General features: G+C 37.0%; 9 protein-coding genes. All 9 read left to right on the top strand.

Annotated features, from left to right (window positions below; genetic code table 11):
• Window positions 1–20: 20 nt before the first annotated feature.
• The 9 genes from pigD to KCG35_RS11935 all read left to right on the top strand — a co-directional run bounded on the left by pigD (window position 21) and on the right by KCG35_RS11935 (window position 15,142).
• The gene (gene pigD, locus KCG35_RS11895) at window positions 21–2,483 is read left to right on the top strand and encodes a prodigiosin MAP biosynthesis protein PigD (RefSeq protein WP_215819920.1); all 2,463 of its coding nucleotides are present in this window, start codon (window positions 21–23) and stop codon (window positions 2,481–2,483) included.
• Window positions 2,484–2,575: 92 nt separating this feature from the next.
• Window positions 2,576–5,095, top strand: a complete 2,520-nt coding sequence (gene pigE / locus KCG35_RS11900; RefSeq protein WP_215819921.1) for a prodigiosin MAP biosynthesis aminotransferase PigE — start codon at window positions 2,576–2,578, stop codon at window positions 5,093–5,095.
• 10 nt (window positions 5,096–5,105) lie between these two features.
• On the top strand, window positions 5,106–6,125 hold the full coding sequence (locus KCG35_RS11905; RefSeq protein ID WP_215819922.1) for a methyltransferase: 1,020 nt from the start codon (window positions 5,106–5,108) through the stop codon (window positions 6,123–6,125).
• Between the two features lie 14 nt (window positions 6,126–6,139).
• Window positions 6,140–6,400, top strand: a complete 261-nt coding sequence (locus KCG35_RS11910; RefSeq protein WP_215819923.1) for a phosphopantetheine-binding protein — start codon at window positions 6,140–6,142, stop codon at window positions 6,398–6,400.
• A gap of 55 nt (window positions 6,401–6,455) precedes the next feature.
• Window positions 6,456–8,687 (top strand): aminotransferase class I/II-fold pyridoxal phosphate-dependent enzyme, encoded by a 2,232-nt coding sequence (locus tag KCG35_RS11915; protein WP_215819924.1) that lies wholly within the window; start codon window positions 6,456–6,458, stop codon window positions 8,685–8,687.
• A 206-nt stretch (window positions 8,688–8,893) separates the two neighbouring features.
• The gene (locus KCG35_RS11920) at window positions 8,894–10,525 is read left to right on the top strand and encodes an AMP-binding protein (RefSeq protein ID WP_215819925.1); all 1,632 of its coding nucleotides are present in this window, start codon (window positions 8,894–8,896) and stop codon (window positions 10,523–10,525) included.
• A 60-nt stretch (window positions 10,526–10,585) separates the two neighbouring features.
• Complete coding sequence (locus tag KCG35_RS11925) at window positions 10,586–13,408, top strand: beta-ketoacyl [acyl carrier protein] synthase domain-containing protein (RefSeq protein ID WP_215819926.1); 2,823 nt, start codon at window positions 10,586–10,588, stop codon at window positions 13,406–13,408.
• Between the two features lie 25 nt (window positions 13,409–13,433).
• Window positions 13,434–13,754: a RedY/HapK family protein gene (locus KCG35_RS11930; protein WP_215819927.1), complete on the top strand. Its 321-nt coding sequence runs from the start codon at window positions 13,434–13,436 to the stop codon at window positions 13,752–13,754.
• A gap of 221 nt (window positions 13,755–13,975) precedes the next feature.
• The gene (locus KCG35_RS11935) at window positions 13,976–15,142 is read left to right on the top strand and encodes a nitroreductase family protein (RefSeq protein WP_215819928.1); all 1,167 of its coding nucleotides are present in this window, start codon (window positions 13,976–13,978) and stop codon (window positions 15,140–15,142) included.
• Window positions 15,143–15,149: the final 7 nt, after the last annotated feature.

Below are 15,149 nucleotides of genomic sequence, written 5' to 3' on the forward strand. Positions count from 1 at the left end.
GATATTACTAAGAGGCTGATATGGATATTACTATCGGGGTTGTTGTAGTTACTGAAAGTCGCTATTTCTTTGAGACAGGATTAAGTGTTTTAAGTGATATACGTGGGGAGCTCTTTCAGCGAGTAACTATTGACTCGGATATCAATGCTGAACAATTAACACCTAGTCATCATCCTGTTTATGACGAAGCCAGAGAGAAAGCAATACGTTTTATGGCTAAGCGTAAAGAACGGGTATCTATGAGAGTTTTCCAAGCTAGTACTTTAAGCGAAGCAACGTCTAACATTGTAAAATTAGCAAATAGTATAAATGAAAATGAGTTGTTTCAGGTTGGTATGATTTATTTGGATTATGCTAATCCCAAGTATGAAATGTTATCCATCAAAGATATTGATGAGGAAGTTTCCAATTTCTATAGCATCCTTAATGAAAATAATATTCCTGCTTTTTATTCATCTTTTTCAGTGGCAGCATTTACTCTTCCTTGTAAGAAAAAAATACGTTATCAATCTATGGAGTTTATAGAATGTAGTCTTCCACATAACAGAGCCATATTACAAGCTGAACTGCTTTGTTTATGGATGGATTTTATAGAAATGGCGTTGGTCAATCGTCGGGTGAAACCAGAGATTAAAGGATTTGCAAATAATACACTTGGGCAATTATTGTGTCGCTACTTAACAGATACATCAAAAGATAATTGGAATGGTTATTATTTTACGGGTTCACTTGTTTCCAATTTAATTAATCATCTTGAAATAGAGGCAAAAAGAACCGGTATCAAGTTATTACGAGGCCCAAGTGAACATAGCTTGGCATGTGGTGCTATGGCTAACTGGCAGCTTTATAAAAAACCATTTTTAATTGTTGTCACTAGTGGAATGATTGATGAATTTAAAGGAACCTTAGCAAATTTACGTGAAGCACGTGCTAAAGGTTTTATAGTATGCGCAGAAAACAGACCTAATCAGTGGTTTGCTTTTCAGGGTACTATTTCTCAAGATGAGGATACTCGTGATGTACTTAAAGCAAAGCGTATCCCTCATATCTTTATGGATGATCCCGAGAGTATTGAAGAATACTTCAAAAAAGCGATTGAGCTATATAATTCAAATCAAGGACCTGTTGTCATCATGGCAACACAAGCGGTATTAGATGCCAGTGGTTTAATTGATTTACAGTTGCCTGCTGTGGAGGATGAATATAATGACTTACCTCTTGAATCTAAACTGATTCAGCAGCTTGATGAGGTTATGAATATTATTAATAGTGGACCAGAAAAGATTGTATGGCAATGTGGACCACTATCTGGCGATGAGCATGAATTGGTATTATCAATAGCAGAAAGAGCAGGTATTGCTCTTGTTGACTCATTAAATTACCCAGGAAGTGTATCAAAATATCATAATGGTGTACTCAATAAAAATTATCTGGGTACACTTGCCGTATATGGTTATAGCCCAAGAGTTTATAACTTTTTACATACAAGAGATAAATTGAACTCAAAATCTGAACAATGTTTATTCTTTTTAAAAAGCAAATTACATCAGGCTGCAACACCATTTTCAGATGGTAGACTAAAACGAAGGCTAGATATTGTACAGTTAACTAATAATGCAGAACATATTTCACCTTATACGGACTATCCTTTAGTGATGAATCTGTATACTTTCTTAAGGTATGTGGATGCTCACCTTGATGTGTCTGTGGAGCTAAAGAATAAACGAATGTCTGCAATTCAATGCGTTAATGAAACCTCATCAGATGTTGTTAGCAAGCTACCTCAAGTACCCATTTCTCCAAATTATTTTTTCTCTAGACTAAGTAGTTTGATCGAAAAAATGATCGTTGAAGATAACTACGATTATACGGGATTATATGACGTTGGACGTTGTGGTATATCTGCGGTACGCAATGTTGTAAGAACACGAAGAGGATTTTCGGGGTGGTATGGTCGTGGTTTAATGGGCGATGCGTTACAATCAGTTGTAAGTCTTGCTTCAACTTGTCCAACTCATCTTGTCGCTTTTATTGGTGATGGTGCAAAAGGGCTCGTTCCTGACGTGTTGCCAAGTATTGTTGAAAATGCCTTAATTTATCCAGAGTGTTTAGATAAAAATATTACTTTGTTTTATTTCATGAATGGTGGACATTCTGTAATCAATACCTATCAAGAAAGAATTCTTTTTAACAGAACATCACGACAGATGCGCTTGATTAACATCCATACCCCTGATTGGGAAGAACAAATATATGGTTTAAAAATCAAGTCAAGAACCATTGATGCATTTGACCATGATATGTTGAGAGCAGCGCTTCAAGAAAAAAATTGCGTTAACTTATTTTCTGTTATTGTATCACATAACAATGAAGGTGACGGAATCAGTTTAGCCACTGCTACAGGGTGGCAGCGAGATAGTGTGAAGAATACAGCTGACACTACAAGTTCAGATAAAGTGGAAAAACAGCTTGAGCCAGTATAAAAAATACTGGAAGTTATAGCCATTTATATGGATGGCTAAATTAGCTAGTAAAGCTTGTATTTTCTTCTGAAGTAATAGGCTAAGGAAAAGCTATGAAATTTGGTTTTATTGCTCATCCAACTTCAATTTCGTTAAAGCGTTATGTGAAAATGTTGGATATCTTACAGCGAACTTCGCATGATTTGGAAACAGGTTATCATCGTGAAATCTGGCAACGTGAAAATTTAATACCATTTATTGATTTTTGTCGAATTAAATCAATAAATGGTGCGAGTTGTGAAGGGCTAATTCATTATCTTCCATTAACGGCTGAAGAAATGTTGTCGTCAGCACGTACAGTACAAAAACGTGTCTTAAGTGGTATAGAAAAGCTGCGTGAAGAAGGAGCTGAACTTGTTGGTTTAGGAGGCTTTACTTCAATTGTTGGAAAACGTGGCATAGAGACAGCTAACCAGTCAAGTATTCCTGTTACTAGCGGTAATTCATTGACCACTTATGCGGCTTACAAAGCATTTTGCCAGATATTTGATTGGCTAGAAGTACACCCCGAAAACACACAAGTAGCGATTATTGGTTATCCTGGTTCAATTTGTTTAGCTTTGTCGAAACTGCTATTAGACTTAGGCTGTAAACTTGATTTAGTGCATAGTGGTTCTGAAAAAAGTAAAGAAGAATTACTTAAGCATCTTCCCGATAAATATCATGATCAAGTCAATTTAGTTGGCAATATTGAAGCATGCTATCAACGTAACCAATTGTTTGCAGCAGCAACTTCCTCTGGAGGAATTATTGATCCAGCACGTTTACAAGCTGGTTCTATTGTTGTAGATATTGCTTTACCCCATGATGTTATTCGAGTAGGTGCAGATAGGAATGACATTCTTTTACTCGAAGGTGGTTGTGTTACTGCTGCTCGACAGGTTAAGTTTGGAGGAGAGTCTTTAAATATTGCATTAAAACAGCAAATCAATGGGTGTTTGGCTGAAACAATAGTATTAACGCTTGAGCAACGTAATGAGTGTTTTTCTATTGGTCGCTATTTAGAAAAGGAAAAGGTGCTAGAAATTGGAGCCATTGCTGAACGACATGGTTTTAATGCTTATCCTTTTGCATCATTTGGAGAGAGAGTTGATAAAGATCGGATAATAAATTTACGACGTTATTATCACCGAGACTTAACCGCAGCTAATTATGCAATAGAGCAGAGTGAAGCCTCTCGCCGTGAAAAAGCCTTACAGCGATATCGAAACCATATTAATCCAATGATGGCTGATTTTTTACATATGCAGCGTTGTGATCAGGTTTTTGATACAGCTAAAGGTTGTACTCTGATAAATACTGATGGTGATAAATTTCTTGACATGGTTTCAGGTTATGGCTGTTTAAACTTAGGCCATAATCCTGATATTGTTGTTAAAGCATTACAACACTTTTTGGAAAATTCAACAGCAAACTTTATTCAGTATGTCTCTGTACCACAACAAACAGCTCTGTTAGCTGAAAAGCTCTGTGAAATTTCACCAGGAAATATGGAGCGTGTTTTTTTCAGTAATTCTGGCACTGAAGCAGTTGAGGCAGCGTTAAAATTGGCAAAAGCTGCAACTGGGAAATCACGATTTATCTATGCAAACAATAGTTATCATGGAAAAACGTTAGGCGCTTTATCTGTAACAGGCAGGGAAAAGCATCGTAAACATTTTAATCCATTGATACCTGGTTGTGAGTCAGTACCCTTCGGTGATATTGATGCGTTGAAGGAGGTACTAGAATCAGGTGATATAGCCGCATTTATTGTTGAGCCTATACAAGGTGAAGGTGGTGTATATACTCCTCCAGAAGGGTATTTAACTAATGTTCAGCAATTATGCAATGATGCTGGTTGCTTACTAATTGTGGATGAAATTCAAACAGGTTTAGGGCGAACGGGACGTATGTTTGCTTGTGAGTGGGAAGGTATCAAACCAGATATACTGGTTTTAGCTAAATCGCTATCTGGAGGCTTAATACCAATTGGTGCAACATTAAGTTCTAGACAAATTTGGGATGCAGCCTATGGCACCACTGGGCGCTTTTTATTGCATACCTCTACCTTTGGGGGATGTAATATCGCTGCAGTTGCTGGATTAGCAGCGTTAGAAGGGATTTATCATAATAAACTCTACGAAAATGCAGAAAAACTAGGACAATATTTTAAGAACGAACTTATACGAATAACTAAGAATTATCCATTTATTGGAGAAGTTCGAGGTCAAGGGCTGATGATAGGTATTCAGTTTGCCAATGAGTTTGAAGGTGCAATTGAAGCATGCGCTCGTGAATTTGGTACACGTCTACCTGGTGACTGGCATTTAACTTATCGATTTTTCCCTGATGAAGTTAGGGATCATCTCAGTGCTGCGATCAATAAAATGGAAGAGTCGTTAGCAGAAATGTTTTGTATGAGGTTTGTTTCCAAACTAAATAATGATCATCAAATTTTAACTTTTGTAACGGCGAATAGCTCAACTGTTATACGAATTCAGCCGCCACTTGTGATATCTAAACAGGAAATAGATTATTTTATAGCATCTTTTTCTATGGTGTGTGAAGAGATGTCAACATTCCTAAATTAGGAGAAATATAATGGATTTTTCTAAAGAAGCTATTGTCGATGAGATGATGGGTTTTTTTAAAGCGAAGGTCATTACATCTGCTTTTGAATTAAAACTATTTGATGCAATTAGTGATACAGCGCTAACTTTAGATGAAGTTTGTACTCGTTGTAATATTCCTGTGAATTCAGGAAAGCGCCTGTTAATCGCATTAACTGCAATGGGCTTGGTTAACAAGGAAAATAATAGCTATTTACTAAATCAGAGTGCGAAATCTTACCTAATCAGTGATTCAAAAGAGTGGTTAGGGTGGTTGGCAAGACATATTGATAGTTTTTTATATCCCCTTTGGGCTCAGACAGCTAAAGCAATAAAGGAAGATTCAGATCAGCGAAAAACTGTATTTGGTGATACAAGAAGTTGGTTCGATATTCTCTATCAAAATCCACAAGATGTTGTTGACTTTCAAGAGTTTCTTGGCATATTTGCCAGACCCTTTATAGATGGAATGGTTGAAGAGTTTGATTTTTCTCAGTATCAGCATTTTCTCGACATTGGTAGTGGTATTGGTTCGTTGCCTGTTGCTGTGGCTAAACGATTTCCAAACTTAAAAATTTCAATCTGTGAGCTTCCTCAAGCTGCCAGTTACCTACGTGATCGTCTTATGGTCACAGAAGGAGGCGAAAATATCGAGGTGATTACTGGTAATATAATTGAAGATAAATTATCAAACAATAACTTTGATTTGGTCCATTTAGGTTGGATGCTTCATGATTATAGTCCATCGATTCAAAGTAAAATACTAAAAAATATTTATGACTCACTACCAAATGGTGCAACATTTATTGCAAGTGAGACCCCGCTGAATGATGATGAGTCAGGTCCATTATTTACAACGTTACTTTCGATTAATATGCTTGTTTCTACTGATGGTGGTGTAGAGTCAACTCGCCAGGAGTATTTGCAACGTTTTAATGAGGCAGGCTTTGTTAATACAAGAGTGCTTTCAATTAAAGGCCCAAGAACACTGTTTGTTGGCGAAAAAAACTAAAATGAGTAGCTGATATGTTAGAAAATAAATTGATTCACTATATTGCTGAAAATTACCTTGAGGATGATGCAGATGACTTTGATCTAGATACGCCACTACTTGAGTTTAATATTATTGATTCAAGTGCTTTATTTGATTTAGTGGCAATGCTATCAAAGGAAACAAGTGTGCAAATCCCTGTCAATGAAATAACGCCCAGCAACTTTTCTACAGTACGACATATTACTAGACTTGTTTCAAAAATAATAAAACAACAGGAAGCTATTGTTGCTTGATAGGTCTTCAGTCTAAGAATAAGGCCTATTAATTTTAGTCTTACGGAGAAGTGTTATGTCTGACATGGTTATGGAAGAGCATAATGTAGCTGAGAGCTTTGAAAGCGTACAGCAACGTGTTCTAGAGCTATTTACAAGTCATACGGGTTATGGAAAGTCTGACATAGTCTTAGATAATCGTTTTGATAGTGACTATGGTATTGACTCAATAACATTAACTACATTGTTATCAGATATTATAAAAGAGTATAGAATTCCTACGTCAAAAGTTCCTGATAGTATTAATACTCTTAATGATATTTTTGATTATATATCATCAAAATTAAATATCGAAAAGATAGGTTCACAAGCAGTTAATAGCGAAAATGAAGATGATAAAGTTGTTAATTCGTTATTAGTTGATAAGATTCAGTCAGTGTTTGCAAAACATACGGGTTACACGATTGATCAGCTTGATGTTAATGTTGATTTTGAAAGTGATTTAGGTATTGATTCTGTTACTTTAGTATCAATCCTGGCTGATATTCCAAGTGCCCTAGGTGTCAAAGGGCTCAAGCTACCTGAAAATCTTAGAACAATTGAGGCACTTATTTATTTCCTTGATACAAACACTGGTAGTGAAAATAAACCAGTACTGGAAGGAATTAATGAAGAAGATACTGCTGAACCAGAAAGTATCAATAAATCCAAATTAGAAAAAAGTACAGACAGTGATCATGAAGAAGATGATAGTAGTTGGAAACATTTTTTAAGTCAGTTACTTTCTACTGATGATGATAGCGCATTAACTGAAAGTAAAGTTAAATATAGTTTTTCATCGTTAGGCTTTAATCAACACCATGTCAATGAGCTGAATTATAAGTTAACGCATGAGTTTCATATGCCAGATCAAATTAAGCTTAGTGACTGTGATACTCCAGAAAAAATGTTGCACTACATACAAGCAAGCAAAGAATTTGAACTAGCACCAATAAAAGAAATAATAAATCAAGTATCACATGTAGAAGAAGACGAAGAAATAGCTGATAATGATCCTAGAACCATGAAGGATTTTGTGGCTATTGAGCATAAAGATCTTTTTCACAAAACTCATGAATTTCGTAAATTTTATAAGAAAAAACAACGACAGCAACTTTATTGGTATGGAATGCCATTAGAATCTCGTTGCCAGAACCGAGCCCTTATCTATGATGAGACAACGGGTAAACGAAGAGAGTTTTTGATGTTTGCATCAAATAATTATCTGGGGCTGGCTAATCATCCGAGTGTTATTGAAGCAATTTGCGACGGTGCTCGTCAATATGGAGCAACAAATACGGGATGTCGTTTAATTGGAGGGAGTAATATACTTCATAAGGAGTTGGAAACAAAACTGGCTAAACTCAAAGATCGAGAAGCTTGTATTGTTTATCCATCAGGTTATTCTGCTAATTTAGGTGGTATTTCTGCTTTAGCTGGACCAAAAGATCTTGTTTTCACTGATGCTATTAACCACATGAGTATTCAGGATGGTTGTAAGCTGTCTGGGGCTGGACGCAAGATTTATCAACATAATCTTGATAACTTAGAACAAATGCTTGATAAGTACGCTCAGCATGAAGGGGGTAAACTCATTGTTACTGATGGCGTGTTTAGTATGCATGGTGACATTGTTGATTTGCCAAGGTTGATGCAAATTGCTAGGAAATATAATGCCAGAGTGTTAGTTGATGATGCCCATTCAACTGGCGTGTTGGGTAAAACAGGTTCTGGAACCACAGAACACTTTGGTATGAAAGGGGACGTTGACTTAGAGCTTGGCACTATGAGTAAAGCACTTGCTGGTGTAGGTGGTTTTATCTGTGGTGATGAAGATGTTATCGAGTATTTGCGTTTTTACTCTAATTCTTATGTTTTTGCAGCGACAATACCTGCTGCAGTTGCTGCAGGCTTAATTGCTTCTATTGACGTTATGGAGAAAGAGCCTCAGCGTTTGAGTAAGTTATGGAGTAATATTCATTATTTAAGAAGCCACTTATTGTCAGCAGGTTTTGATTTGGAAAACTCTGCAAGTGCAATATTACCCATTGTGATTGGTGATGACCAAAAAACGTTAGAATTCGGTCGCGCTGTTAGAGCCAAAGGAATGTATTGTCAATCTGTTGTATATCCCGGTATTGCTGTGGGAGATGCGCGTTTGCGTATTAGTGTTACGAGTGAGCATACAATAGAAGACTTGGATCTTGCAGCTCAAATATTAGTAGACTCAGCGAAAGAGGTTAATATACCTGTTGCAAACGGTAGCTAAAGCATTATTTATGTACACAGTTAATAAATATTGTCATGGTTAGAAATATTAGAAGGGCTACGAGCAACCCCCATAAATGATACTCATAGTGAGGTATTTTTTAGGTGAAAGAAAGATTTAGCGAACAAACACTAAAAGATCTTCTCTGTGGGTATTGCTGCTAAGGGACTTTTTTAAATATAAGAGGGTATATGCTGGAGGCTACGATGGACACTAATACATTTTGTCCAGTAATTGATTATTTACGCTTGTCCGCTCACTACTATGCTGACAATAAAGCTTTTGTTGGTATTGATGAAATTACGTATCATAAATTTTATAGTCGTGTTCAGACCCTGGCAGGATGTTTTAAAACATATGGGGTTGAGAAAGGAGAGCGCGTTGCTATCTGGCTGCCTAAGTGCGGTGAATACCCTTTGGCTATTTATGCTGCGATGGAGATAGGTGCTGTTTATGTGCCCATGGATGGTTCACAACCTTTAGATAGAGCCTGTAAAATTCTTGGTAAATCAGAGCCAATGGTTCTGGTGACAGATTGTGCGCGCTTTGAAGCTTTAAATTTTGAATATCCATCCAGTATTCAACTTATTATTTTGATAGATGCTGATCTGAGTTTTGAGGTAAAGCCTGGTTTTTCTGCCCGGGTAATTCCTTTATTAAGACTACCTTATATGGGTATTCCATTACCCCAGCCTGTAACATGTGACAAACACGATCTTGCAGCAATTTTATTCACATCAGGGTCTACTGGTGTGCCAAAAGGAGTTAAAATTAGTCATGGTAATTTACATCACTTTATTTACTGGGCGATAAATACTTTTGGACTTTCATGCAAAGATACTTTTGCCAATCATGCAGGTTATCATTTTGATTTAAGCACATTTGACTTATTTGCAGCTGCTGCAGTGGGTGCAGCTGTTTGGGTTATAAGAGATGATGAACAGCGAAATGTCAATGCACTTATTCAAGGCATTAAAAAATACCATGTCTCAGTTTGGTATAGTGTACCTTCAGTATTAATTTTATTAAATAACGCGCAGTTTGATCGGCATGATGTTATGTGTTCAATGCGTTATGTGCTATTTGCTGGAGAGGTTTTTCCTATCAAACATCTACGCGATCTGGAAAATTATTTGCCTGATGAGTGTGATTTATTTAATTTGTATGGACCCACAGAAACTAATGTTTGTCTTTACTATCGGGTAGAGAAAAGTGTATTACAAGGTAATAAGCCTGTATTTATTGGTCAACCTTTACCTGGTTTAACAATAGATGTTATTGATGAACGTGGACAGTCGATATCTAAAGAAGGTTGTATCGGAGAGTTGCTGGTTAAAGGGCCGTGTGTGACTCCAGGCTATTGGCGGCATTATGATAGTGTAAACTCAGAACATCATGCAAAAGGTTACCATGCTACTGGTGACTTGGTTAGTTATGAGCGTGGTCTATTGACCTATTTAGGGCGAAAAGATCGCATGATAAAGTTGAATGGTAATCGGGTTGAACTTGGTGAAATTGAGGTTGCAATTAGCTCAATGCAAGAAATAAAAGAAGTGGCTGTTATTGCAGAGTTAACAGAGTCATCTCAATATATTGTCGCATATTATAGTTTAGCAGAGTATGAAAATAAGGTTAATTCCATTACGGTTAAACAATACTGTGCACAAAAAATACCACGATATATGATTCCAAAGTTTATTAGACGATTACCGGAGTTGCCCAAAAATGCCAATGGTAAGATAGATTATATAGCGTTAAAAGATCTCTCTAAAAAACATCAAGAAAAGTCGACTATGAGTGGTATTGCTGGAGTTGATACTGTTGAAAAGGTTATTTAATTTTTTTAAAGAGTATATTTATAGTGAAGAGCTCAGCCTCTGATTTAACTGGAATGAAATATGAAAGTCGTTGAAAGCCAACAGCCACTTGCCATTGTAGGAGTAGGTTGTTTATATCCTCAAGGTAATGATGTAGAGAAATTTTGGCATCAGTTAGTTCAAGCAGAAAGTTATTTTAGTAAATTATCACAAGCGCGTTTTCAATATTATAATGATAATGTAAAGTCACACTTTTCTAACTGGCAAGGATCATTTTTTGATACCGTTGAGTTCGATTTAAAGCGGTTTCGAATTCCACCTATTTATAGGAAAGCCATTGCCTCAATTACGGGTATGTATTTAGATGTCGCTGAACAGTGCTTTTATAGTGCAGCATTGGCAAACTTAGCAACTGAGACAAATAAAATTGATGTGATATGTGGAACATGTTTTGGATTTGATAGCACATATTTAAATGCATTAAAAATAGAGGGCGTTGCATCACTGGATGATTTATTACTGACAGATAAAAATAAACTTCAGTTATTGAAAAACTTGCTTCAGGAGCATTTTGGTTGTACTTCGCATGATCGTGTCGGTGAAATGGCGAGTAGTATTCCTGCACGTGTGGCTAGTTATTTTGGTTTGCGTGGACGTGTACAGGCTATTGAAAGTGCTGATGTAAGTGGGTATTTTGCACTGGAATCTGCCGCTTTATCATTACAGGCAGGACTTAGTGATGCTGTAATGGTGATAACAGGTCAATGCATTGAAAGTTTGCTGATGCCACTGTTGTTGAGTAAAAAAGGATTTGAAGGAACAGGGATAGGTAACCCATTTTTATCGCAAAATAATGGTATTTTATTGGGTGAAGGAGCCGCAGGTATTGTATTAAAGCGATTAGCTGATGCTAAAGATAATGGTGATCATATATATGCAGTTATTTCGGGCTTTGCAGCAAGTACTTCTGCATCTGCAAATGGTTTGAAATATAACCCAGATAGTAAAGCTAAAGTTGCTGCATTAGAAAAAGCTTGCCATTATGCAAGTATCGAGACAAAGGATATTGAGTATTTTGACTGTATTTCTGCAGGAGGTGAGTCAGAGTCTGTTGCCACGTTAAGAGCGATCGACAACATTTACTCACCAACAGTGAAAGATAAACCATTATATATAAATAGTTCAGTTGCGGTATATGGGCATACATTCGCAAATGCTGTTATGACAGGAGTACTTGCTACGAGTTTGGCTATTCATCATAAAAATTTTCCAGCGTCAGTATTAGAGCAAAATAAAAGAGTTACAACTTTATCACATCAGTCATCTGTTACTAATAATAGTTCACTTTCCCAGCCTTGGTATAATGAAAATAACAGATATATTGCGAGTATTATGGGGTCAGCGTTAAATGGGTTGAACTGGAATATAATATTAAGTAATCCTATAGAATCTAGTAATACATCAGGTTTTATAAACCAGCAAGTTATCAAGAGATATAGCACTGCTAATACAGAAAATGATGCAAAATCATATCGTGAACCTATTGCCATTGTAGGTTTAGGTGGCGCATTTGGTCAAAGTGACTCTGTAAGTGATTTTTGGCAAGATTTATTAGCTTCAACTGATCACTTGCAACGGATTCCTAATGATTTATTACCAAGAAAACAGTTTTATCAAGAGGGGCAGTCACACTATTTATCAAGTTATGCTGAAATTGGTGCTGCATTGAAGAAGCGAGATTTAAATTTAGCTCGATTTAAGTTATTTCCAAAGCGCTTAGCATTAATGGATAGAGTGCAAAAGGTTGCGTTGGCTATTGCTGATGAAGCATTACAAGATTATGGTTTTAGTGATAAACGCCAACAAGATATTAATGCAGCGATAATAGTTGCGAGTAATTTGTCTCTCTCGAAAGAGCGTGAGAATGTTGTGGATCTATGTCGAAATAAATTAAACGGAATTATTCAGCAGATTTATCCTGAATTTATAGCACATCAAAATATTGCTAATGAAGTAGAACGTACGAATCATTTAATGCTGGATGGTTCACTGGCAAGTGGTACGGCGAGTTTAATAGCTCAATGTATGCATTTACCTGCAGCACCCTATGCGATTGAAGCCGCATGTGCGTCAACGTTTGCTGCCTTACAGAATGCAGTACTTGCACTTCAGCTGCGGCGCTATGACTTTGTTCTGGCTGGCGGAATTGAATTACCTGTAAACCTGCGAGATTTGGTACTTTGTTCCGCGCAAATGATGCTCTCTAAAGCAAAAATCTCTCCTTTTGCTGATCAAGCTGATGGTTTTTCACCTGGAGATGGAGCCGCATTTTTTGTTTTAAAACGGTTATCAGATGCACAGCGTGCAGGTGATAAAGTTTATGCAACAATAGATGCTATTGGCGGATCCGCTGATGCGGGTTCAATGACAGCTCCTGACGCAGAAGGGCAAACTCTCGCTATCCAGCGGGCATTTGCTCAGGTGAATTATAAGCCGAGTGATGTGCAGTATGTTGAAGCACATGGTACAGGAACGCGTTTAGGGGATATGGCTGAATTAACAGCGCTTAATAATGTATATGGTAATAAAGTAGAAAATTATGTTTCAAGAACAAAACCATTGATGGTCGGTTCTGTTAAAGCGAGTAATGGACATACATTTTCTGCAGCTGGTGGAGCTGGTTTAATGAAAACGGTATTAGCTTTACATCATAAGATAATACCAGCGACATTATTAAGACGTAATATTGATCCACAGTTACCATTGATCAAAATACCTGCAGAAATTATATCATGTAATAAAAAATGGCCAGAAAATAATAATAGGCGATATGCTGCTGTAAGCTCCTTTGGTACAGGAGGTATTAATTACCATTTATTAGTTTCTGCAAGCGATAAAAATTAAATATTAATTACAAAGGAGAATATCTATGGATACGATTATACATAAAATTCGGTTGCTAGATATTAATAAAGCAACTGATTTTGAGCACTGGGTAGAAACAACAGACTATGCAACATGCCCCGATTTACCTAGTGTTTTGCAATTTGATGTACATCGGGTTTCACAGGCACCTGATGCTTCATATCATTATGTTGAAATCATTAAAGTGACCAATCACACTGATTTTAATAATGATATGAGTACAGATGTTTTTGCTGGACTCGTTTCTCGTTTTACTTCCATGGCTGAAGTTGTTGAAGAGGTATCTGGGATTCAGTTAGGACTTGGTTATAGGGCAACTAATTAATAGTTGTGCCCTTATCTTTCGAGCGACAGATATAAGCTTTAGGATCAGTATTAACCTGGCTTCTCAAGCGGCTAGGTTGATACAACACTAAAGCAATGGTACCCCAGTAAGTTAACAAATTGCTTACCCATTACTTTAAGGGCACCTCTAAAAATATGCCTGATTAACTTTGAGCTTTCCGATTTATACGTTAGAAAACCCACATGTTGATAGGACCCATCATGACCAAAAAATTGTTGGAAGTAGTAAGTAAAGCGATTGAAATTGCTCGTTGGGCGCCTTCATCACATAATTGCCAGCCATGGAAGGTTATTACTTTAGAGGGTGCTGGTAAACAATATGACGTACTGTTAGATCAGCCACTAAAGTCGAATGAGTTGTTATGCTGCTTAGCATTGGATAAAAAACGTCAGTTGAGTGCTTTACCCAGTTTACAGTTTGAAATGTACATAAGTTGCGGTCTTTTTTTAGGATTGTTTTGGCTGGCGATTACCCAACAAAAAGCACGTTGTCGCTTTCACTGGTTATGTGATGCTGAGTTAAATCTTTCATGGTTACAAGTGGCTTCTGAGCATGAAAGTGAATTGCTGGTCGCAATGGTTATAACTGCTGAAAATCATGATCTGATAAGAGATAACCAAGTTAACACTGTGGAATCTAAGCTTAATCAAATACTGGAGCTGGTCAGTACACGACGTACGTTTCGAGGTTTGTTTGAAAAGAAGTTATTTGATCATGAAATGATAGAAAATTTATTATCTCGTCGATGGCCGAAGGTTCTTACAGGGGGAGAGGCTTTAGTTCAATTTGAACAAAATGGTGAGCTTATTCGTAATACGACAAAGCTTGTAGCAAAGTATGCTGCACTGGACTTCTCAAGTTACCGTGCTTGGAAAGAGACCTATCGGTATATACGTTTTGATCAGCAGGCAGATACTGAAGATGGTTTTTATTTGCAAAGCTTATTTGGACCCATGCCAAAGCGAAAAATAAAGTTTTATGAGTATATGTTATCTCCGTTGGTAATGCAGGCTCTGCGCTTGGTTAATGTACCACACTATATGGCTAAAGAACTGAGTAAGCTGGTTGAAAAATCAGCTCAGCTGTTAGTTATTAAAATAAACGATGAGCATTTAAGTAAGCGAAATTTAGTTATGATGGGGGCCCGGTTAATGGAGGTATGGTTACAGGCTCATCACGCTGGTGTGGCATTTCATCCATTAAGTGTATTGTTGCAACATGATGAGCCTCGAGAAGCTCTGCAAAGGTTGCTGCAGTGTCATAATGAACGTATTGTCTTTGTTGCCCGTGTCGGTTACATAAAGACACCTGAAGATATTAGCCCCAGGCGCACGGTTCAAAGTATTCATACTGCTGTTTATTCTTAGTTTATAC

It is taken from the genome of Zooshikella harenae (genome assembly GCF_018837975.1).
Classification (GTDB): Bacteria; Pseudomonadota; Gammaproteobacteria; order Pseudomonadales; family Zooshikellaceae; genus Zooshikella; species Zooshikella harenae.

Excerpts from the sequence above, each read along its gene's own strand:
- pigE (WP_215819921.1), top strand. The coding sequence starts at position 2,576 with ATGAAATTTGGTTTTATTGCTCATCCAACTTCAATTTCGTTAAAGCGT.
- pigD (WP_215819920.1), top strand. The coding sequence starts at position 21 with ATGGATATTACTATCGGGGTTGTTGTAGTTACTGAAAGTCGCTATTTC.
- KCG35_RS11915 (WP_215819924.1), top strand. The coding sequence starts at position 6,456 with ATGTCTGACATGGTTATGGAAGAGCATAATGTAGCTGAGAGCTTTGAA.
- KCG35_RS11925 (WP_215819926.1), top strand. The coding sequence starts at position 10,586 with ATGAAAGTCGTTGAAAGCCAACAGCCACTTGCCATTGTAGGAGTAGGT.
- KCG35_RS11930 (WP_215819927.1), top strand. The coding sequence starts at position 13,434 with ATGGATACGATTATACATAAAATTCGGTTGCTAGATATTAATAAAGCA.
- KCG35_RS11935 (WP_215819928.1), top strand. The coding sequence starts at position 13,976 with ATGACCAAAAAATTGTTGGAAGTAGTAAGTAAAGCGATTGAAATTGCT.
- KCG35_RS11920 (WP_215819925.1), top strand. The coding sequence starts at position 8,894 with ATGGACACTAATACATTTTGTCCAGTAATTGATTATTTACGCTTGTCC.
- KCG35_RS11910 (WP_215819923.1), top strand. The coding sequence starts at position 6,140 with ATGTTAGAAAATAAATTGATTCACTATATTGCTGAAAATTACCTTGAG.
- KCG35_RS11905 (WP_215819922.1), top strand. The coding sequence starts at position 5,106 with ATGGATTTTTCTAAAGAAGCTATTGTCGATGAGATGATGGGTTTTTTT.